This is a genomic window from Corynebacterium sp. (genome assembly GCF_012838985.1).
GTDB lineage: Bacteria > Actinomycetota > Actinomycetes > Mycobacteriales > Mycobacteriaceae > Corynebacterium.
Map to the genome: position 1 here is coordinate 1 of NZ_DUOE01000009.1, position 20,803 is coordinate 20,803.

Genomic DNA, 20,803 nt, shown 5'->3' on the forward strand with positions numbered 1-20,803 from the left:
AGGCGTGGGTCGTCGGCCCCGGCCGCGGCACGGATGAGGCGGCGCGGGCGGAGCTCACGGAGCTGCTCGCCCGCCCGGAACCCCTGCTCATCGACGCCGACGCCATCACCCTCCTCGCCGGGTCCCCCGACCTGCGCGCGGCCCTGCGGGAACGTCAGGCCGGCACCCTGCTCACCCCGCACGCCGGGGAGTTCCGCCGCCTGGCCGCCGGCCTGGACGGCATCCCCGACCCCGGGGCGGACCCGCTCGGCGCGGTCCGTGCCCTGGCCGCCGACCTGCGCTGCGAGGTGCTGCTCAAGGGACGCCGCACGGTGCTGTGGACCGGCGGGCGGATCATCACCGTCGACGCCGGCTCCTCCTGGGCCGCGACCCCCGGCTCAGGGGACGTGCTCGCCGGGATCCTGGGGGCGTGGATCGCCCGCTCCGGCCTGCCGGGGACGGTGGCGGCCGTGGCGGTCCACGGGACGGCCACCTGGCTCTCCGCGCAGACCCCGGACGGCCCCGCCCCGACCTCCGCGTCACGCATCGCGGAGGCGGTCCCGCAGGCGACGGCGCGGATGTCACGGGAGCGTCGGGAAGCGGAAAACCGCGCCACCCCGGAAGGGTGACGCGGTTTCCCGGTGGAACCTAGTGCAGGGACTTGCCCTGAATGCCCTTCGGGACCATGAAGACCGCGATGAGCGAGATGAGGGAGACCACCGCGATGTAGATGCCGATGGAGAGGGAGGTGCCGGTGCCCTCGAGCAGCATCGTGGCGATCATCGGGGCGAAGGCACCACCGATGATGGAACCGATGGCGTAGCCGATGGAGACACCGGAGAGGCGGACCTCAGCCGGGAACATCTCGGCGTACAGCGCGGACTGCGGACCGTAGGTGGAACCGAGCAGGATGCCGAGGACGACCATCGCCATGATGAACAGTGCGACGTTGCCGGTGTCGACGAGCAGCCAGGTCGGGATGGCCCACAGGATGGAACCGATGTAACCGAGGGCGAAGACCTGCTTGCGGCCCAGGGTGTCGGACAGAGCACCGAAGACCAGCGTCGCGACGATCCAGGAGATCGCCGTGGCGGCGGTGACGGCCAGGGTGGTGGTGCGGTCGTAACCGACGACCTGGGTGCCGTAGGAGACGATGTACGCGATGGCCAGGTAACCGGCGGCGTTGACGCCCGCGAAGATGAAGGCGGCCAGTGCGACCTTGCCGGAGTGCTCCTTGAACAGGAGGGACAGCGGCGCGGAGGACTTCTTCTTCAGGTTCTCCAGCTCAGCGAAGACCGGGGACTCCTCGACCAGACGGCGGATGAGGAAGCCGATGATGATCAGGACGAGGGAGGACACGAAGGGAACGCGCCAGCCCCAGGACTCGAACTGCTCGGTGCTCAGGGTCGCGGAGAGGACCAGCATGAACAGGGTGGCCAGCAGCATGCCGGCGGGGACGCCGACCTGCGGGAAGGAACCGAAGTAGCCACGGCGGTGGACCGGGGCGTGCTCGACGGCCAGCAGGGCGGCTCCGCCCCACTCACCACCTGCGGACAGGCCCTGCAGGATACGCAGGAACACCAGGATGACCGGTGCGGCGATGCCGATCTGTGCGTAGGTGGGCAGAAGGCCCATGGCCACGGTCGCGCCACCCATGCCCAGCAGGGTGATGACCAGGACCGGCTTGCGACCGAGACGGTCGCCGAGGTGGCCGGCGATGATCGCGCCCAGAGGGCGGAACAGGAAGGAGATGCCCAGGGACGCCCAGGAGATGATCTGGGCCATCGTCGGGGACTCGCTGGAGGCGGGGTTGAAGTACTGCGCAGCGAAGATGAGGGCCGCTGCCTGCGCGTAGATGAAGAAGTCGAACCACTCGATCGTGGTTCCGACCATGGCGCCGGAGAGGACACGGCGGTGCTCAGCGGTGATCGGCTGCGGATCCGTGGTGGAGACCGTGCCGGTGGTGCCGGAGGCGAGAGTGTCGTTGGTCATCGCGGTGGGCTTTCTGTGGGTGGGGTGGGGGTTGTTGCCGGGGTCAGCGGTTGTCGACGATGCGCTTGGCCTTGCCTTCGCCGCTGTCGACCTTGTCGACGATGTCGACGTCGACGGTGACGCCCATGCGGTCCTTGATCATCTTGCGCAGGTTGACCTGCGAGTAGATGATCTCTTCCTCGGTGCGACCCGGGGCGTGCTCGACGACCAGGGTCAGGTGGTCCATGCGGCCACGCTTGGTGAGGACGCACTGGTAGCGCGGGCGGAGGTTCTTGTCCATGGTGATGAGCTCCTCGAACTGGGTCGGGAAGCAGTTGACACCGCGGAGGATGATCATGTCGTCGTTGCGGGCGCTGATGCGGTCCAGGCGACGCATGGAGCGGGCGGTGCCCGGCAGCAGACGGGTGAGGTCGTGGGTGCGGTAGCGGATGACCGGGAAGGCCTCCTTGGTGATCGGGGTGATCACCAGCTCACCGAGCTCGCCGTCCGGCACCGGCTCCAGGGTCTCCGGGTCGAGGATCTCCGGGTAGAAGTGGTCCTCCCAGACGGTGAGGCCGTCCTTGGTCTCGATGCACTCCTGCGCGACGCCGGGGCCCATGACCTCGGAGAGGCCGTAGATGTCGGTGGCGTCGATGCCGAAGCCCTCCTCGAGGTCCTTGCGCATGCCCTCGGTCCACGGCTCGGATCCGAAGATGCCGACGCGGATGGAGGAGTCGCGCGGGTCCATGCCGTTGGCGCGCATGCGGTCGAGGACGTTGAGCATGTAGGACGGGGTGCCGACGATGGCGTCCGGCTCGAAGTCACGCATGATCTCGAGCTGCTTGTCGGTCTGGCCGCCGGACATCGGGATGGCGGTGGCACCGAGCTTCTCGACGCCGTAGTGCAGACCCAGGCCACCGGTGAACAGGCCGTAGCCGAAGGTCACCTGGACGCGGTCACCGGGGCGGACGCCGCCGGCGCGCAGGGAGCGGGCGACCAGGGTGGCCCAGTTCTCGATGTCGTTGCGGGTGTAGCCGACGACGGTGGGGCGGCCGGTGGTGCCGGAGGAGGCGTGGATGCGGGCGACCTGGTGCTTCTGGACCGCAAACATGCCGAAGGGGTAGTTCTCGCGGAGGACGGCCTTGTCCGTGAACGGGAACAAGGCGATGTCCTTGAGCTCCTTGAAGTCGTCCGGGTGGACGCCCTTCTCATCGAACGCCCGACGGTAGTGCGGGACGTTGTAGTACGCGTGGCGCAGGGTGTTCTTCATGCGCTCGGTCTGCAGAGCGGTCAGCTCATCGCGGGAGGCGTACTCGATGCTGGTCTGGGGACCGTTGATCGTGGAGGTGATATCCGTCGAGGAAGCCACGGAATGTTCCTTTCCTACGGTCCTTCATCGGCATGGGGGCCGGGACCGTGGGTTAGCAGAAATGTGAATGCCATTTACTAACCGACCAATCGGTCAGCAAGTATGTGGTGGAGATTACAGCCCCACACCTGTTACTTGCAACACATTGGCCGAAGAAAGTTGTGTTTAGACACAGAACCATCCCGACCCCCACCCCCACATGAAGAAAACCCGCAGGTCACACCCCTGACCTGCGGGCCACGCCCCTACCCCACCCCGACTACGACCGCGAACGCACGATTCCCGTGAAAACCATTTCGGGGGTAATCGCCTCCAGATCCTCCGGCGCGTAGCGACCTTCCGGGCTATACCATTCCACGATCGAGTTGATCATCCCGAAGATGAGTCGCGCGACGACGCCGGCCTCCAGATCGGTACGCAGGGACCCCTCCTCCTGCGCCCGCTTGACCACGGCCACCAGCGCCCGGGTGATCACCCGGCGACGGGCCATGATCGCACGCTCGGCGTCGGTGTTGCCGCGCAGACGCAGCAGCAGCCGCACGTACGCCGGGTACTGGCACAGCACACGGGTGGTGCCGCCGATGAGCAGGCGCAGCTGCTCGACCGGGTCGTCGGTCTCCGCGCGCGCCCCCTCGACGACGGCGGTGAGCTCCTCGAGCGCCTTGTCGGTGGCCTCGACGAGGATCTCCTCCTTGGAGGTGATGTGGTGGTAGATCGCCGACTTGCTCAGCCCGAGACGTTCGGCGAGGGCACCCATGGAGGTCGCCTCGTAGCCGCGGGCGTTGAACTCCTCCACCGCGATGCGGATGACATCCTCGCGGGCGTAGCCGGGGCGGCCACGCCCCGAGCTGGTCGGGGTGACGGTAGTGGACATGTCTCTCCTTACAGATCCGTGCTGCACGGAGTGTACGTGACCACATACGCAGGACTTGTCCTGCATTTCCACCACGCAGTGACCCGTATCACGTACACTGGCCGCTCAATACCGACCGAACGGGCGGTATGTCCACGCCAGGAGGCGGCAATCAGGCCCCTGACCTGCGCCGACCACTCATTCCCACAGCCCCACAGGAGTCCAGCATGACCCAGCTTCTCGCCCCCGGCGTCGCCGAGGGAGCCAAGTACGACCACGTCCGCACCATGTTCGAGGAGGACCGGGCCTCCGCGGGCCTGGGCATGGTCATCACCCACATCGGCGACGGCGAGGCCCGGGGCCACTTCACCATCCGCCCCGACATGTGCAACGGCCACGGCACCGCCCAGGGCGGCTACCTCTTCACCTTCGCCGACTCCCTGTTCGCCGGCGCCTGCAACTCGACCGGCAACATCGCCGTCGCGGCCCAGGTGGGCATCCACTACATCGCACCCGCCCGCGAGGGCGACCTCGTGGAGGGCCATGCGGTCGAGCGTCGCGTGTGGGGCCGCAACGGCATCACCGACGTCACCCTGACCGTCAACGGCCAGCCCATCGCGGAGTTCCGCGGCACATCCCGCGTGGTCAGGGCGATTTAGAGGGAGCGCCGGAGACGCACCGAATCACACCCGTCCGAAAGAAAGTGATCTACGCCATTGACATGGATCACACCGCCCCCATATACTGACCGAACGATCGGTTATTAATTGCCGACGAGACCGTTGTCGAACTTCACCCGAGCGAAGGATCACCGATGACCACCGCCACCGACCACCTCTCCCCCGCCGATGCGGCCGGGCAGGAGAACTTCGACCGCCTCATCGCGGAAGACTCCCGCATCGAGCCCACGGACTGGATGCCCGCCGCATACCGCAAGACCCTGACCCGTCAGATCTCCCAGCACGCACACTCCGAGATCATCGGCATGCAGCCGGAGGCGAACTGGATCACCCGCGCTCCCTCCCTGAAGCGCAAGGCGATCCTCATCGCCAAGGTCCAGGACGAGGCCGGCCACGGCCTGTACCTGTACTCGGCCGCCGAGACCCTGCAGACCGGCCGCGACGAGCTCGTCGACCAGCTGCTCGAGGGCCGCGCCAAGTACTCCTCGATCTTCAACTACCCGGCACGCACCTGGGCCGACATCGGAGCCATCGGCTGGCTCGTCGATGGTGCCGCCATCGCGAACCAGGTCCCGCTGTGCCGTGCCTCCTACGCACCGTACGGCCGCGCCATGGTCCGCATCTGCAAGGAGGAGTCCTTCCACCAGCGCCAGGGCTGGGAGATCCTCTACGAGCTCTCCAACGGCACCCCGGAGCAGAAGCAGATGGCCCAGGAGGCCATCAACCGCTTCTACGGACCGGCCCTGCAGATGTTCGGCCCGCCGGACAACGACTCCCCGAACTCCAAGCAGTCCATGGACTGGAAGATCAAGCGCTTCTCCAACGATGAGCTGCGCCAGCGCTTCGTGGACATGATCGTCCCGCAGGCCGAGGCCCTGGGCCTCCACTTCGAGGACCCGGACCTGAAGTGGAACGAGGAGCGCGGTCACTACGACTTCGGCGAGCTCGACTGGAATGAGTTCTACTCCGCCATCAAGGGCGCCGGCCCGTGCAACGTCCAGCGCATGCAGCGTCGCCGTCAGGCCTTCGAGGAGGGTGCCTGGGTCCGTGAGGCCGCAGCCGCCTACGCCGAGAAGTACCAGTCCTCCGACTCCCAGCTCATCGCGTAACACGCACCCACACCCAGCCCCACATCTCAAGGAGCACATCAGAAATGTCTGACCAGCAGCACTGGCCCATGTGGGAGGTCTTCGTCCGAAGCTCCCGCGGTCTGTCCCACGTCCACGCAGGTTCCCTGCACGCACCGGACGCCACCATGGCCCTGCGTAACGCACGCGACCTGTACACCCGTCGCAACGAGGGCACCTCCGTGTGGGTCGTCCCCACCGAGGCCGTCACCGCCTCCGACCCGGACTCCAAGGGCGGCTTCTTCGAGTCGGCCTCCGGCAAGAACTACCGCCACGCCACCTACTACGACAAGTCTGAAGGGGTGCCGCACCTGTGAGCAGCTTCGCAACCGTTGATTCCGCCACCCGCCAGACCCAGGGTGACTCCCTCACCGCCGAGGACGTCCAGTCCTCCGGCGCCAAGGCCACCGAGGACGTCGCGGCCTACGCCACCATGCTGGGCGATGACGCCCTCATGCTCGGCCAGCGCCTGAGCTGGTGGATCTCCCGCGCACCGGAGATGGAGGAGGACATCGCCCTCGCCAACATCGCGCTGGACCTGATCGGCCACACCCGCTTCCTCTACTCCTACGCCGGCACCGCGTGGGACAAGACCGAGGACGACCTCGCCTACTTCCGCGAGGAGGAGGAGTACCGCTCCGCCCGCCTCATGGAGCAGGAGAACGGCGACTTCGGCCAGACGATCGCCCGTCAGCTGATCGCCTCCTACTACATGCTCGGCCTGTACACGGCCCTGCTGGAGTCCAAGGACGAGACCATCGCCGCCATCGCCGCGAAGGCCGTCAAGGAGGTCGAGTACCACGTCGACCACGCGAACCAGTGGGTTCTGCGTCTCGGCCTGGGCACCGAGTACTCCAAGCACCGCATCGAGGAGGGCCTGTTCTACATGTGGCCCTACGTGGATGAGCTGTTCGAGGACCTCGAGCTGCACACCCGCCTCGCCGAGCAGGGCATCGCCGTTCTGCCGTCGAGCCTGCGCGCCGAGTTCGACGAGCGCATCAAGCACGTCCTCGACACCGCCGAGCTGGAGATCCCGCAGACCCCGCAGGCCATGTCCGGCCAGCGCACCGGCCGCTTCTCCGAGCTGCGCGCCTACATCCTCGCCGAGCTGCAGGTCTTCGCCCGCAAGCACCCCGGCGCCACCTGGTAATCCCACCCGTACATCCGAAGGAGGTCAGTCGTGACCACCCATCCCCTGCGCCCCACCGATCCTGAGGCCGCGAAGGTCTGGGACACCGCAGCCAGCGTTCCCGACCCGGAGATCCCCGTGATCTCCATCGCCGACCTGGGAATTCTTCGCGACGCCGCCGTCATCGACGGCACCGCGGTGGTGACGATCACCCCGACCTACTCCGGATGTCCGGCCATGGACCACATCACGCGTGAGGTCGAGGAGGCCCTCGTCGCCGCCGGCTACGAGGACTCCCGCGTCGACCTGGTGCTCCAGCCCGCCTGGACCACCGACTGGATCACTGAAGAGGGCCGCGAGCAGCTGCGTGAGTACGGCATCGCGCCGCCGATGCACAAGGCCGGCGACACCCGTCAGGGTCCGGTCAAGCTCACCCTCGCTCCCCCGCCCCCGGTGCCGTGCCCGCGCTGCGGCTCGACCCGGACCAAAAACATCGCCCAATTCGGCTCGACCGCCTGCAAGGCCCTCTACTCCTGTGAGGACTGCCTCGAGCCCTTCGACTACTTCAAGGTGCACTGATGACCGCTCCCACCAAGAAAAAGGCCAAGTTCAACCCGCTGCAGGTCTCTGAGGTCCGTCGCCTCACCGACAACGCTGTCGAGGTCAGCTTCGATGTCCCGGAAGAGCTGCGCGAGGACTACGACTACGTCCCGGGCCAGTATGTCGCGCTGCGTGCCGACATCGAGGGCCAGGAAGTCCGTCGTTCCTACTCGATCTGTGACATCCCGCGTCCAGGCGTCATCCGTGTCGCCATCAAGCGTGACCTCGGCGGTGTCTTCTCCACCTGGGCCAACGACGAGCTCGCACCGGGCGACGTCATCGAGGTCATGAACCCGCAGGGTGCCTTCACCTCGCGTGTCCATGTCACCTCCCTGAACGACGCCCAGGAGCTGCTCAAGGACGAGCTGGCCGACGTCGATGGTGCCCCGCACCTGGTCGCCATCGCCGCCGGTTCCGGCATCACCCCGATCATGTCGATCGCGCAGGCCCTGCTGTCCGGTTCCCCGTCCGCGACCTTCGAGCTGGTCTACGCCAACAAGGGCGGCGGCGACGTCATGTTCGCCGAGGAGATCGGTGACCTCAAGGACAAGTACCCGACCCGTTTCGCGGTGCACCACGTCCTGTCCCGTGAGCAGCGCGTCAACCCGCTGTTCTCCGGCCGCATCGACGACGAGAAGCTCACCCTCCTCCTGGACAAGGTCATCCGCACCGACGAGACCGACGAGTGGTTCCTCTGTGGCCCGTTCGAGCTGGTCCAGCTGGTCCGTGACGAGCTCGACGGCCGTGGCGTGAGCAGCGACAACGTCCGCTTCGAGCTGTTCTCCACCGGCAAGCCGCAGGACGGCCCGGGTCAGGGCAACACCGGTCGCCCGGTCGTCGCCGACCCGCACGGCAAGAACATCACCGTCTCCTTCAAGCTGGACGGTCTGTCCGGTTCCATCGAGTCCCCGGTCTCCGCGAACGAGACGATCCTCAACGCCGCCCTGCGCGCGCGCCCGGACGTCCCCTTCGCCTGCGCCGGCGGCGTCTGCGGCACCTGCCGCGCGAAGGTCATCGAGGGTGAGTTCGAGATGGACGAGAACTACGCACTGGAGGCCGACGAGGTCGCCCGGGGCTACGTCCTGACCTGCCAGACCCGCGCCACCGGTGACAAAATCACCGTCGACTACGACGCCTAGAAGGACACACTCCGTGATTGATCTCCACATCGAGGACATTGAGGGCGCCAAGGTCGCCGAGGTCGTCCTCAACAACCCGAAGGCCCTGAACTCGCTGACCGAGGCGGACCTCCAGGAACTCTCCGACGCCTACACCGAGGCCGCCGACCGTGGCGTCCGCGCCCTGGTGCTGCGTGGCGAGGGCCGTGGTTTCTGCGCCGGCCGCAACATCCGCGGCCTCGACCCGCGTGACGACGACGCCACCGACTACCTGGCCAACAAGGTCACGCCGGTGCTGCAGCAGATGAGCACCTTCCCCGCCCCCACCTTCGGCGCCGTCCACGGCGTGTGCCTGGGTGTCGGACTGGGTCTGGCCATCGCCTGCGACATCGTCTACGTGGCCGAGGACGCGACCTTCGGGTCCCCCTTCGCCAACCTGGGCGCCACCCTCGACTCCGGCGGGCACTCCCTGTTCGTCGAGCGTCTGGGTGCGCACCGTGCGATGGACCTCATCGTCACCGGCGACATGATCACCGGTGCCGAGGCCGTCACCGCCGGCCTGTTCTCCCGTGCCCTCCCCGCGGAGGAGCTCGTGGAGTTCACCCGCGGCAAGGCCCGTAAGGCCGCCGTCGGCGCGACCCGCGCGTTCCTGACCAGCCGCACCCTCGTGCAGGACATCCGCGACAACCGTCGTGGCCTGTGGGAGTCCGTCGCGGACGAGAACATCGCCCAGGGCGAGCTGTGCTCCTCCGACGACTACCTCGAGGGCTTCGCCGCCTTCAACGAGAAGCGCAAGCCCGTCTTCACCGGTAACTAGAACTACAGAAAGAGCAGCCAGTGACCACTGCATACCTGGTATCAGGCCGCCGCACCCCGGTCGGCCGTTACGGAGGCGCACTGTCGTCCGTCCGTCCCGACGATCTCGCGGCGCTGACCATCAAGGCCGTCATCGAGGACGCCGGCATCGACCCGGCAGCCGTCGATGAGGTGATCCTCGGCAACGCCAACGGCGCCGGTGAGGAGAACCGCAACGTCGCCCGCATGGCCTGGCTGCTGGCCGGCTACCCGGACACTGTCCCGGGCATCACCGTCAACCGTCTCTGCGCCTCCGGCATGTCCGCGATCGCGCTGGCCACCGCCATGGTGGAGTCCGGCCAGGCCGACGTCGTCGTCGCCGGTGGCGTCGAGTCGATGTCGCGGGCACCGTGGGTCGTCGAGAAGCCGACCACCGCGTTCGCGAAGCCGGGCGAGGCCTTCGACACCGCCATCGGCTGGCGCTTCGTCAACCCGAAGTTCGCCGCGCAGGACAAGATGACGTACTCCATGCCGGAGACCGCGGAGGAGGTCGCGCGCGTCTGCGACATCTCGCGTGCCGACGCCGACGCCTTCGCCGTCCAGTCCCAGGCCCGCGCACTCGCGGCCATCGAGGCCGGCCGCTTCGAGCCGGAGATCGTCCCCGTCGAGGTCACCGACCGCAAGGGCAACGTCACCCTCGTCGACACCGATGAGGGCCCGCGCCCCGGCACCACCCCTGAGGTCCTGGCGAAGCTCCGCCCCGTCGTCAAGGGTGGCGAGGTCGTCACCGCCGGCAACTCCTCCACCCTCAACGACGGTGCCTCCGCGATCCTCGTGGTGAGCGAGGCGGCCGTCGAGAAGTACGGTCTCCAGCCGCGTGCCCGGGTCATCGCGAACGCCAACGCGGGCCTGGCCCCGGAGGTCATGGGCCTCGGCCCGGTCCCGGCCACCCGCAAGGTGCTCGAGCGCGCCGGCTGGAACCTCGGTTCCGTCGACGCCGTCGAGGTCAACGAGGCCTTCGCCACCCAGTCCCTCGCGGTCATCCGTGAGCTGGAGCTGGACCAGAACAAGGTCAACGCGTGGGGCGGCGCCATCGCGCTGGGTCACCCGCTGGGTTCCTCCGGTTCCCGCATCACCATCACCCTGCTCAACCGTCTCGAGCAGGAGGGCGGCCAGCGCGGCATCGCCACCCTGTGCATCGGTGTGGGCCAGGGTTCCGCCATCGCGATCGAGAGGGTCTGACGTGTTCGCGGATTTCCAGGCACTGACCGTCACCGACCGCGGTGACCGCCTCGTCGTCGAGCTGACCCGCCCCGAGGTGCGCAACGCCATCGACGACCAGATGGTCTCCGAGCTGCACGCCGTGTGTGAGCTCCTCGAGCGCGAGCCGAAGATCCTCATCATCACCGGCTGCGAGCACAACGGCCGCGGCATCTTCGCCTCCGGCGCCGACATCGCGCAGCTGCGTGAGCGTCGCCGCGACGACGCGCTGCGCGGCATCAACAACACCATCTTCCACCGCATCTCCCAGCTGCCGATGCCGGTCATCGCGGCCGTCGACGGTTACGCCCTCGGTGGCGGACTCGAGCTGGCGCTGGCCGCGGACTTCCGCATCGCCACGGCGACCGCGAAGTTCGGTCAGCCGGAGGCCAACCTCGGCATCATCGCCGCGGCCGGTGGCCTGTGGCGCATCAAGGCGCTGGTGGGAGAGGCCATCGCGAAGGAGATCCTCCTCGCGGGCCGCATCCTCTCCGGTGAGGAGGCCGCTGCCGCGCACCTCGTCACCGAGCTCTCCGAGCCGACTGAGCTTCTCGACGCCGCCCACGCCTACGCCGACCGCATCGCCGCCCTCGACCCGCTGGCGGTGCGCATCTCCAAGCAGGTGATGGCCATGCCGGCCGCGGCCCACCCGGCCGTCGACAACATCGCCCAGGCCATCCTCTTCGAGTCGGACGCCAAGTTCGACCGTATGCAGGCCTTCCTCGACCGAAAGAAGAACTAGAGAAATGACTGAAGCAAACCAGGTCCCCCAGAAGGTCGGTGTCCTCGGCGGTGGCCGCATGGGCGCCGGTATCGCCCACTCCTTCCTCGCCGCCGGCGCTGAGGTCACCGTCGTCGACATCAACGACGAGGCCGTGGCCGCGGCTGCGGAGCGCATCAGCAACGACGTCGACGGTTCCCTCAGGCGTGGTGCCGAGGGCACCCGCGAGGAGTGGCTGTCCCGCCTGACCGTCACCACCGACACCGGCGCCTTCGCCGGTCTGCCGCTGGTCGTCGAGGCTGTGCCGGAGTCGATGGACCTCAAGATCTCCTCCTTCAGGAAGATCGCCGAGGCCTCCCCGGAGGCCGTCATCGCGACGAACACCTCCTCGCTGTCCGTCTCCGACCTGGCGCTGACCGTCGACAATGATGTCATCGGCCTGCACTTCTTCAACCCGGTCCCGGCCTCCAAGCTGGTCGAGATCGTCGTCGCCGACTCCACCCCGGAGAAGCTCGTCGACGAGGCCCGCGGCTGGGTCGAGGCCCTGGGCAAGACCCCGATCGTCGTCAAGGACGCCCCGGGCTTCGCCTCCTCCCGTCTCGGCGTGTGCATCGCCCTCGAGGCGATCCGCATGGTCGAGGAAGGCGTCGCGAGCCCGCAGGACATCGACAACGCGATGGTCCTGGGCTACAAGTTCCCGGTCGGCCCGCTGGCCCTCACCGACATCGTCGGCCTGGACGTGCGTCTCGGCATCGCCGAGTACCTGTCCTCCACCCTGGGCGACCGTTTCGCCCCGCCGCAGCTCATGCGCGACATGGTCGAGCGCGGCGAGCTGGGTCGTAAGTCCGGCAAGGGCTTCTACGACTACAGCTAGCGCTTCTTCTCGACGATCGCGTTCGTGATCCGCGCCGTGCACAGCCGCTGACCGTTCTCGTCCGTGACCAGCACCTCATGCGAGGTCAGGGTCCGGCCGAGGCGGATGGCGGTGGCGGTGGCGGTCACGATCCCGGTGTGACCGGACGCGTGATGGGTGGCGTTGATGTCCACGCCGACAGCCACCTTCCCCATCGTCGAGGCGTGGATGACGGCCGCCCAGGAGCCCACGGCCTCCGCGATGGCGACCATCGCACCGCCGTGCAGCAGCCCCAGGGACTGGCGGTTGCCGTCGACCGGCATGGTGGCGACGACCCTCTCCGGGGACTGTTCGAGCACTTCGACGCCCATCTTGCGGTCCAGTTCACCCAGTTCAATTGTCCATGGTTCCACGCTTTTCTCCTTGTCAGGCCTTGTAAGAAATGTGATCTTGATTATACTGGCCTGCAATCCTGACCGTCCGTTCGGTCACTAAATGAAACTCCAGGAAAGGACCCCGATGTCCACCCCCACCGACACCCTCGTCCCCAGCTACCTCTCCGGCGCCTGGGTCACCCCCGAGAACCCCTCCCGCGTGACCGAGGTGGCCGACGCCTCCACCGGCGAGATCGTCGCCACCGTCTCCACGGACGGCCTCGACCTGGCCGGCGCCATCGAGTACGCCCGTGAGGTCGGCCAGCGCAACCTGCGCGAGCTGACTATCCACGAGCGCGCCCTGAAGCTCAAGGAGCTGGCCCTCTACCTCGGCGAGCACAAGGAGGAGCTCTACGAGCTCGCCTACAAGACCGGCGCCACCAAGCGTGACAACGGCATCGACATCGACGGCGGCATCCAGACGATGTTCGTCTACTCCTCCAAGGGTCGCCGCGAGCTCCCGAACGGCCACGTCATCATCGACGGCCCGACCGAGATCCTCTCCCGCGACAACTCCTTCCTGGGCACCCACATCTACACCACGCTCCCGGGCGTCGCCGTGCAGATCAACGCCTTCAACTTCCCGGTCTGGGGCATGCTCGAGAAGTTCGCCCCGTCCTTCATCGCCGGCATGCCCACCCTGGTCAAGCCGGCCACCCCGTCCGGCTACGTCACCGCCGCCGCCGTGCGCCTCATGATCGAGTCCGGCATCCTCCCGGAGGGCTCCCTGCAGCTCATCTCCGGCTCCGCCCGTGACCTGCTGGACCACCTGGACCACCGCGACCACGTCGCGTTCACCGGCTCCGCCGCCACCGCCGCGACCCTGCGTGCCCACGAGAACGTCCTGAAGAACGGCGTCCGCTTCACCGCCGAGGCCGACTCCCTCAACGCCGCCATCCTGGGCGAGGACGTCACCGAGGACTCCCCCGAGTTCGAGGCCTACATCAAGGCCCTGTTCATCGAGATGACCGCCAAGGCCGGCCAGAAGTGCACCGCCGTCCGCCGCGCCATCGTCCCGACCGCACTCGTCGACACCGTCGCCGACGCCCTCGCAGCCCGCGTCAACGACAAGATCGTCCCCGGCGACCCGCGTGACGGCTCCGCCACCATGGGCCCGCTCGTCTCCGAGGACCAGCGTGCCGACGTCGCCGGCGCCGTCGACAAGCTCGTCGCCGCCGGTGGCAAGGTCGTCATCGGTGGTTCCGACCAGCTCGAGGGTGCGTTCTTCGCACCGACCATCCTCACCTTCGAGGACGCCGACACCGACGCCGTCCACGACGTCGAGGCATTCGGCCCGGTCGTCTCCGTCATCGGCTACACCGACACCGACGACGCCCTGCGTCTCGCAGAGCGCGGCAAGGGCTCCCTCGTCGCCTCCGTGATCACCCACTCCCCGGAGCTGGCCGCCACCTACGCCCACAACATCGGTGCATTCCACGGCCGTCTGCACTTCCTCGACCGCGACGACGCCAAGACCTCCACCGGTCACGGCTCCCCGCTCCCCCACCTGGTCCACGGTGGCCCGGGTCGCGCCGGCGGCGGCGAGGAGCTCGGCGGCATCCGCGGCGTCAAGCACTACATGCAGCGCACCGCTATCCAGGGCACCCCGGATCACCTGACCGCCATCACCGGCGAGTGGGTCCGTGGCGCCAAGGTCAACAAGGTCACCCGCGCCGACGTCGACGCAGGCAAGGCCGAGCACCCGTTCCGCAAGGACCTGGCCACCCTGAAGATCGGTGACCAGTTCGCCTCCGACCTGCGCCACGTCTCCCTCGAGGAGATCCTCGAGTTCGCCGAGGAGACCGGCGACACCTTCTACGCGCACGTCGACGAGGAGGCCGCCATGGCCAACCCGTTCTTCCCGCGTCGCGTCGCCCACGGCTACCTGCTGGTCTCCTGGGCCGCAGGCCTGTTCGTCGAGCCGGCCCCGGGCCCGGTCCTGGCCAACTACGGCCTGGAGAACCTGCGCTTCATCACCCCGGTCACCTACGACGACTCCGTCCGCATCGAGCTGACCGCCAAGCGCATCACCCCGCGCGTCACCGACGCCTACGGTGAGGTCTGCTGGGACGCTCAGCTGTTCAACCAGAACGACGAGCTGGTCGCGTCCTACGACGTGCTGACCCTCGTCGAGAAGGAGAACACCATCTACGCCAACTGGAAGAAGTAGATAAGGTCCCACCCCCAGAATCCGGCGAAGCACCGGGGAGGCAGTGTCGCGCTCACTCCCGGTGCTTCGCCATTTCTGTGCCCGGATGAGAGTGCGCAGCTGCGCACTCTTTTTGTCATTCATGCTGACGCGGTGGGTGCTACGTCTCTGAGCCCGGCTACCTGCACTCCCCTGGTCTGTAGTGCGCAGCTGCGCACTCTTTCTCTGCCCTGAGCTGCACTTTCGTAGAAATGCCTGCGGCCAGGCCTGCACCGTACCGCCCATGGGATCCAGCGCCGGAGTGCGCAGCTGCGCACTCTCCCCCACTCTGACCTGTGCTTTCCCACAAGTATCTGCCGCCAGGCCACGGCGCCCCCTCCCCCGGCGGCACCCTCTGCAGTGCGCAGCTGCGCACTCTTTCGATGCCGAGACCCACCTGATAATGGGCCGCACCCACCCTCAGGCGCGCCCAACAATACTGCCGCCCTGCAACACGAAAGGCCAGCTCAGCCCGTTCCTGGTGAGTACCTGGGGACGCAGTTCCTCAAGTAGGAGCAGCGATTTATCGCCGTAGCCGAGGAGGATCTCGTCGAAGGCAGGCAGCTCATATGTCGCGGCCAGTGCCGCCTCCAGCTCGGCGGTGGGCACGTCGAGCTGCCAGTCACCCATCCAGTGCTCGTCGTCGAAGGGCACGACGTCGCGGGCCAGCGCGATCGCCTTGCGGGCCTGAGCCATGGTCAGTCCCGCCCACCACGCGAGGTCCTTCGCCGAGGCGGGTCCGTGCGAGTGCAGGTAGCGGGTCCCCAGTTCCGCGAGCGCCGCATCGCCGGTGAGGTCCCGCTGTTCCACGGGGAGCTCGTCAACATGCACGAAGGTCTCCACCGACCCGCGCCGGGGTCCCTGCACCACATCGCCTTCACCGCCGAAGGCACGGACGAGGTGCGGGCCGCGGCCGTCCGCCGGGTCGACGCCGGCGGCGCGGAACACCTCGTAGACCTCGGGGCGGGTGAGTGCCCCGCCGCGCAGTTCAGCGTGCAGCGCCTCCCGCGCGACCGTGACGTCTGTCTCCTCCAGTCCGAGGCCGGGTCGCCGCTGCTGCTGGGCACGAGCCACCCGTGGGCTGCACAGCCGCATCATCCAGCGGGCGTCCTCGGCGGGGAGGAAGTGGAGCGTGCCGCGCATCGGCCACGCACGTACGACCTCATGCTTGTCGACGGCGGCGAGTACGGCGGCGTCGGCAAGCGGTCCCCGGAGGGACAGTGCCCGGATCCCGGCCGCATACGTCTGCCCCTGGACGCCGAGCATCCAGCGTGCGACCTCGACGGCGGTGCGGACAGGGGAGTGCAGGCCCTGCGCGACGATGCGGCGGGCCTGCAGTTCGGCGGGTCGGTCCATACCGCCCATTATGGGGGCTCAGACGGTGACGAGCGCCCGGACGCGACCGTCGCGCATCTCGATGACGCGGTCGAAGGAGTCGAGGATGGAGCGGTCGTGGGTGACCATGAGCGTCGCGGAGCTGGTCTCCCGGGTGATGCCGGCGAGCAGGGAGACGACCTCGTGGGCGAGGCGGGAATCCAGCGCCGAGGTGGGTTCATCGGCGAGCAGGACCGTGGGTTCGCCCATGAGGGCGCGTGCGATGTTGACGCGCTGGCGCTGGCCGCCGGAGAGCTGTCCCATGCGGCGGTGGCCGAAACCGGCGAGGCCGACGCGTTCGAGCAGTTCATCGGCGCGGGCGGGGCGCAGTTTCTGGCCGCGGATGTGGTCGGTGATGAGCAGCTGCTCACGGGCGGTGAGGGACTCCAGGAGGTTGGCCTGCTGGAAGATGAGGCCGCGGGTGCCGTCGACGTGTACGGTGCCGGACGTCGGCTTCTGCAGGCCGGCGCACACCGCGAGGAGCGAGGACTTGCCGGAGCCCGATTCGCCGACCAGGGCGGTGAACTCGCCGGGGCGGAGGGTGAGGGAGACGTCGTCGACGGCGATGACCTCGGTGGGGCCGTCGGGGTAGGTGAGGGTGATGTGGTCGAGGGTGAGAGTCATTATCCGTTTCCTCCGAGTGCGATGAGCGGGTCGACCTTCGCGACCCTGCGGGTGGCCAGGAATGCTCCGACGATGCCGAGCACCCAGATTCCGAGTGCCGGGCCGACGATGGTCAGGGGGGTGAGTTCGAACGGCACGGCCTGTCCCGCGAGGGTGCCCAGGGCCCAGCCGACCAGCGCGCCCAGCCCCACACCGACGGCGAGGATGATCGCGGCCTGCCCCAGCGCGTCCTTCACCAGGTAGGCGGGCGTGGCGCCGAGTGCGCGCAGGATGGACAGGTCGCGGGTGCGCTGGATCGTCCAGACGGTGAGGAAGGAGATGGTCACCAGCGCGGAGATGCCGTAGAGGAAGCCCTGCATCGTCTGCAGCGACCCCTGCTCCGACTGGTGGGAGGCCAGTCCGTTGTACGACTCCGACAGGGTCACCGCGGTCATCCCGGTGCTTGCCGACGCCGCCTCCCAGTCCACGTCACCCTCCACGAGGAGGGCGGTGCCGACGGCCTCGTCGCGCGCGACGGCCTGCCAGGTGGCGGTGTCGACCCACACGACGGGGGAGTGGGAGTACTTCTCATCGGCGGTGGTCCCCACCACGGGGACCTCGTGGCCGCCGAGGAGGACGGTGGCGGGGGAGTGGCCGGTGGCGTCGAGAAGCGATGCGGAGAGCACCGCCCCCGGGGTCGCGTCGGGGAGGCCGAGCACGGCCACCGCCTGCGTGCCGCCCGCCTCCATGCGGGTCTGGATCGTGCCGAGTGCGCGGACGGACGTGACGCCGGCGACCTGTTCCCAGGCGGCGACGTCGGCTGCGGTGACGCGCGACTCCGTGAACGAGGGCTCCTCCGAGGAGAAGACCACGCGGTCGGGGTCGAGGGAACGCAAGGCGGAGATGTTGTCCGCCCCGAGGCCGCCGGTCAGTCCGGTGAGCATGACGAGCAGCAGGGTGATGAGGCCGACGACCGAGCCGATCAGCGTGAAGCGGCCGCGGGCGTGGACGATGTCCCGGATACCGAGGAACATGTCAGGTCCTTTCTGTTTCAGTACTCCCCATGCTTCCGCCACGGGGAGCGGAATCCATCGGCCCACTGCCCGAAAAGCCGCTCAACCAGTCGGTTGATGACTGCTCAGCCGGGCGGCGGCTACGGTCGGAGATGTGATCACCCTGCTCCGTTCCCTCCGTGTCGGCCTGCACGTGCTCTTCGCGTTCCTGCTGGCCCTGGGCGTCGGACTCTTCCTCTGGGAGGACCCGGCGCGCGCGACGACCACCCCGGCGCTGCCGCTGACCGTGGCGCTGGCCCTGGTCTACGTGGTGGGCACGGTGTGGGAGCACAGCGTCTCCACCCCTCCGCGCGCGGTGGTGTGGTGGTGGCTCGCCGTGGTGACCCTGCTGTGGTATGCGCTGGTGGCGGTGTCCATCACCTTCGTGTGGCTGCTGTTCCCGCTGGTCCTGCTGTTTCTGCACCTGCTTCCCCGCACGGTCGGCGTGGTGGCGGCGGCCGTGCTGTGGGGCATCGCGGCCTTCGTGCCCGCCAAGCTGCACCCGGGGGAGTGGACGGCCGGTTCGGCGGTGGGGCCGCTCATCGGCACGGTGCTGGCGGTGGCGATCTACTGGACGTACACGGCCCTGCACCGCGAGGCCGCCCACCACCGGGCCGTGGCCGATGACCTGCGGGCCACACAGGAGGAGCTGGCCGCCTCCGAGCACCAGGCGGGTCGACTCGAGGAACGCGAGCGCCTGTCCCGCGAGATCCACGACACCGTCGCCCAGGGACTGAGCTCCATCGTGCTGGTCAGCCGCGCGGTCCGCGGCAGCCTCGAGCGCGGTGACATGGAGGCCGCCCTCCGCCAGGTCCGCACCATCGAGGACCAGGCCTCCGACAGCCTGGGGGAGGCCCGCCGCTTCGTCCGTGACCTCGCCGCCCCGGGGGAGCCGGTGCCGGTGTCCGTGCGTCACCTCATCCAGCGCACCCTGGCCCGCCAGGAGGCACTCGGGGAACCCCTGAGCATCGAGCTGCAGCTCTCCGGCGACACGGACCGTGAACTGCCCGAACCGGTGGCCCGGGCGGTGACGCGGGCGGCGGGGGAGCTGCTGGCGAACGTCGTGAAGCATGCCGGGGCGACGCGCGCCGTGGTGACCTACGCCGTGTGGGACACCGAGGTCACCCTCGACGTCATCGACGACGGATGCGGCTTCACCGGCGGGCACGGATACGGCCTGCGCGGCCTGGAATCCCGCGTGGCGGCCGTCGGCGGAGAACTGCTCATCGAGTCCGACGGCCCCGGCGAAGGCACGGCCGCCACCGTCCACATACCCCTGACCTCAGAGAAGGAGCCCTCATGATCCGCGTCATGCTCATCGACGACCACCCTGTCGTCCGCGCCGGCCTGCGCACCATCCTCGACGGATTCCCCGACATCACCGTCGTGGCGGAGGGTGCCGACGGCACGGCCGCCCTCGACGCCACCCGGGAGGACGTCGACGTCGTCGTCTGCGACATCCAGATGCCCGGCATGGACGGCATCACCGCCACCCGCCGCCTCCGCGCCGCGGGAGGTCCGCCCGTCCTCATCCTCACCACCTACGACACGCAGGCCGACATCGTCGCCGCCGTCGAGGCCGGGGCCCTCGGCTACCTGCTCAAGGACGCCCCTGAACAGGCACTTCACGACGCCGTCGTGGCCACCGCCGCCGGCCGCCGCACCCTCGCGCCCGAGGTCGCCGGAGCTCTCGCCGAGCGCATGAGCCGCCCCGCCGAGGCGTTGTCCGCCCGTGAGATCGAGATCCTCCAGGCCCTGGAGACGGGTGCCAGCAACCGCGAACTGGCGAAGATGCTCTTCATCTCCGAGGCGACCGTGAAGACGCACCTCGTGCACATCTACCAGAAGCTCGGGGTGGGCACCCGCACCGCCGCCATCACGGAGGCCCGCGAAAGGCGTGTCATCTGACCTCCCGACGAGTACCATTCGCCACATGATCCTTCGTCGAAGCGCGGCCCTGCTGGCTGCCGCCACCCTGCTCACCGCCTGCGGCACCGATTCCACCTCGGACACCGCCACCACCACGACCACCACCGCCCCGACCACCGCCACCTCCACGGCCGTCGAGACGGGCACCCCCACCGAGGACACCGAGACCGCGGAGGCCACCGAGACCGTGGCCGCCGACACCACCGTCGAGACCACCACCGTCATCCCCGCCGACTGTGCACCCGACTCCTTCACCGTCGGTGACATGGGGGATCCGGTCGTCGACTTCTGTGACGGTGCCTTCGCCAAGGTGACCCAGAGGGGAACGTCCTTCACCATCGTCTTCCAGTCCGTCGACGGCCAGTGGGACATCTACCCGCAGCACGGCCTCGAGGACAACGGGCAGTGGTGCTACTCGCCGACCCTCCTCACCGCTGACGGGGCCGCCGAGGAACTGCAGGAGATGATCCCGCTCTGCACGGAGTAGACCATCACTCCATTAGGGTGAAGGCATGAACGCCCGCGCCCGCGTCACCCCGCTGCTGTTCGTCCCGCTGCTGCTCACCGTGAGTGCATGCGGTGCCGACGACGATCCCGCCACGCCCACCGCCACCGTGTCGGTGACGGCACCGGTCACCGAGTCGGTGACCGTCGAGGTGACCACCACGACCGGCGTGACCCCCGTGCCGGCCTCCACGACCGCCCTGGCCTCGGCGCCGGACTGTGACGCGGAGGCCTTCCGGGGTGACTTCACCGAGCCGGTCGTCA

Annotated in this window: 22 protein-coding genes and 1 pseudogene; 16 read left to right on the forward strand and 7 right to left on the reverse strand. The window is 68.4% G+C overall.

Features of this window, described 5'->3' with window-relative positions:
* Positions 1–608: ADP/ATP-dependent (S)-NAD(P)H-hydrate dehydratase (locus tag GXZ33_RS00435; protein ID WP_291338900.1), on the forward strand; the 608-nt coding region annotated here is incomplete at its 5' end.
* A 19-nt stretch (positions 609–627) separates the two neighbouring features.
* On the opposite strand, the gene GXZ33_RS00440 is transcribed toward GXZ33_RS00435, so the two are convergent.
* The 3 genes from GXZ33_RS00440 to GXZ33_RS00450 form a co-directional block, all read right to left on the reverse strand.
* A complete protein-coding gene (locus GXZ33_RS00440) occupies positions 628–1,872 on the reverse strand; it encodes an MFS transporter (protein WP_363236670.1) in 1,245 nt (414 codons plus the stop codon).
* A gap of 142 nt (positions 1,873–2,014) precedes the next feature.
* A complete protein-coding gene (locus GXZ33_RS00445; protein WP_291338902.1) occupies positions 2,015–3,319 on the reverse strand; it encodes an AMP-binding protein in 1,305 nt (434 codons plus the stop codon).
* Between the two features lie 259 nt (positions 3,320–3,578).
* Positions 3,579–4,193 carry a TetR/AcrR family transcriptional regulator gene (locus GXZ33_RS00450; protein WP_291338903.1) on the reverse strand — a complete coding sequence of 205 codons (615 nt, stop codon included), beginning with the start codon at positions 4,191–4,193 and terminating at the stop codon, positions 3,579–3,581.
* Positions 4,194–4,399: 206 nt separating this feature from the next.
* On the opposite strand from GXZ33_RS00450, the gene paaI reads away from it, so the two are divergent.
* From paaI to GXZ33_RS00500, 10 genes are all read left to right on the forward strand, one after another.
* Complete coding sequence (gene paaI / locus GXZ33_RS00455; protein ID WP_291338904.1) at positions 4,400–4,831, forward strand: hydroxyphenylacetyl-CoA thioesterase PaaI; 432 nt, start codon at positions 4,400–4,402, stop codon at positions 4,829–4,831.
* 155 nt (positions 4,832–4,986) lie between these two features.
* Positions 4,987–5,961 carry a 1,2-phenylacetyl-CoA epoxidase subunit PaaA gene (gene paaA, locus GXZ33_RS00460; RefSeq protein ID WP_291338905.1) on the forward strand — a complete coding sequence of 325 codons (975 nt, stop codon included), beginning with the start codon at positions 4,987–4,989 and terminating at the stop codon, positions 5,959–5,961.
* 44 nt (positions 5,962–6,005) lie between these two features.
* A complete protein-coding gene (gene paaB / locus GXZ33_RS00465; RefSeq protein WP_291338906.1) occupies positions 6,006–6,296 on the forward strand; it encodes a 1,2-phenylacetyl-CoA epoxidase subunit PaaB in 291 nt (96 codons plus the stop codon).
* A complete protein-coding gene (gene paaC / locus GXZ33_RS00470; protein ID WP_291338907.1) occupies positions 6,293–7,129 on the forward strand; it encodes a 1,2-phenylacetyl-CoA epoxidase subunit PaaC in 837 nt (278 codons plus the stop codon). Before paaB ends, paaC begins: the two co-directional genes overlap by 4 nt.
* A 30-nt stretch (positions 7,130–7,159) precedes the next feature.
* Positions 7,160–7,687 (forward strand): 1,2-phenylacetyl-CoA epoxidase subunit PaaD, encoded by a 528-nt coding sequence (gene paaD / locus GXZ33_RS00475; RefSeq protein WP_291338908.1) that lies wholly within the window; start codon positions 7,160–7,162, stop codon positions 7,685–7,687.
* Positions 7,687–8,847, forward strand: a complete 1,161-nt coding sequence (gene paaE, locus GXZ33_RS00480) for a 1,2-phenylacetyl-CoA epoxidase subunit PaaE (protein WP_291338909.1) — start codon at positions 7,687–7,689, stop codon at positions 8,845–8,847. The genes paaD and paaE overlap by 1 nt, the downstream gene beginning before the upstream one ends.
* A 13-nt stretch (positions 8,848–8,860) precedes the next feature.
* Positions 8,861–9,643, forward strand: a complete 783-nt coding sequence (locus GXZ33_RS00485; RefSeq protein ID WP_291338910.1) for an enoyl-CoA hydratase/isomerase family protein — start codon at positions 8,861–8,863, stop codon at positions 9,641–9,643.
* A 20-nt stretch (positions 9,644–9,663) separates the two neighbouring features.
* Positions 9,664–10,863: an acetyl-CoA C-acyltransferase gene (locus tag GXZ33_RS00490; RefSeq protein WP_291338911.1), complete on the forward strand. Its 1,200-nt coding sequence runs from the start codon at positions 9,664–9,666 to the stop codon at positions 10,861–10,863.
* A 1-nt stretch (position 10,864) separates the two neighbouring features.
* Positions 10,865–11,623 (forward strand): enoyl-CoA hydratase/isomerase family protein, encoded by a 759-nt coding sequence (locus GXZ33_RS00495; protein WP_291338912.1) that lies wholly within the window; start codon positions 10,865–10,867, stop codon positions 11,621–11,623.
* 4 nt (positions 11,624–11,627) lie between these two features.
* Positions 11,628–12,476, forward strand: coding sequence for a 3-hydroxyacyl-CoA dehydrogenase family protein (locus GXZ33_RS00500; RefSeq protein ID WP_291338913.1), 849 nt, complete (start codon positions 11,628–11,630; stop codon positions 12,474–12,476).
* Here GXZ33_RS00500 and GXZ33_RS00505 read toward each other — a convergent pair.
* Complete coding sequence (locus tag GXZ33_RS00505; protein WP_291338921.1) at positions 12,473–12,826, reverse strand: PaaI family thioesterase; 354 nt, start codon at positions 12,824–12,826, stop codon at positions 12,473–12,475. The two genes, GXZ33_RS00500 and GXZ33_RS00505, sit on opposite strands and share 4 nt — an antisense overlap.
* 148 nt (positions 12,827–12,974) lie before the next feature.
* Between GXZ33_RS00505 and paaZ the strand changes: the two genes are divergently transcribed.
* Positions 12,975–15,059, forward strand: coding sequence for a phenylacetic acid degradation bifunctional protein PaaZ (gene paaZ / locus GXZ33_RS00510; RefSeq protein ID WP_291338914.1), 2,085 nt, complete (start codon positions 12,975–12,977; stop codon positions 15,057–15,059).
* A 438-nt stretch (positions 15,060–15,497) separates the two neighbouring features.
* On the opposite strand, the gene GXZ33_RS00515 is transcribed toward paaZ, so the two are convergent.
* Genes GXZ33_RS00515 through GXZ33_RS00525 form a run of 3 tightly spaced genes read right to left on the reverse strand, consistent with a single transcriptional unit; the run spans position 15,498 to position 18,088 of the window.
* The gene (locus GXZ33_RS00515) at positions 15,498–16,433 is read right to left on the reverse strand and encodes a winged helix DNA-binding domain-containing protein (RefSeq protein ID WP_291338915.1); all 936 of its coding nucleotides are present in this window, start codon (positions 16,431–16,433) and stop codon (positions 15,498–15,500) included.
* Positions 16,434–16,451: 18 nt separating this feature from the next.
* Positions 16,452–17,075: an ABC transporter ATP-binding protein gene (locus GXZ33_RS00520; RefSeq protein WP_291338916.1), complete on the reverse strand. Its 624-nt coding sequence runs from the start codon at positions 17,073–17,075 to the stop codon at positions 16,452–16,454.
* Positions 17,075–18,088, reverse strand: a complete 1,014-nt coding sequence (locus GXZ33_RS00525) for an ABC transporter permease (RefSeq protein WP_291338917.1) — start codon at positions 18,086–18,088, stop codon at positions 17,075–17,077. The genes GXZ33_RS00520 and GXZ33_RS00525 overlap by 1 nt, the downstream gene beginning before the upstream one ends.
* 133 nt (positions 18,089–18,221) lie before the next feature.
* On the opposite strand from GXZ33_RS00525, the gene GXZ33_RS00530 reads away from it, so the two are divergent.
* The 4 genes and pseudogenes from GXZ33_RS00530 to GXZ33_RS00545 form a co-directional block, all read left to right on the forward strand.
* Positions 18,222–19,409: a sensor histidine kinase gene (locus GXZ33_RS00530; protein WP_291338918.1), complete on the forward strand. Its 1,188-nt coding sequence runs from the start codon at positions 18,222–18,224 to the stop codon at positions 19,407–19,409.
* On the forward strand, positions 19,406–20,014 hold the full coding sequence (locus tag GXZ33_RS00535; RefSeq protein ID WP_291338919.1) for a response regulator transcription factor: 609 nt from the start codon (positions 19,406–19,408) through the stop codon (positions 20,012–20,014). Before GXZ33_RS00530 ends, GXZ33_RS00535 begins: the two co-directional genes overlap by 4 nt.
* A 25-nt stretch (positions 20,015–20,039) precedes the next feature.
* Positions 20,040–20,522: a hypothetical protein gene (locus GXZ33_RS00540; RefSeq protein WP_291338920.1), complete on the forward strand. Its 483-nt coding sequence runs from the start codon at positions 20,040–20,042 to the stop codon at positions 20,520–20,522.
* A gap of 25 nt (positions 20,523–20,547) precedes the next feature.
* Positions 20,548–20,803, forward strand: a pseudogene (locus GXZ33_RS00545) (hypothetical protein); the annotation flags it as partial.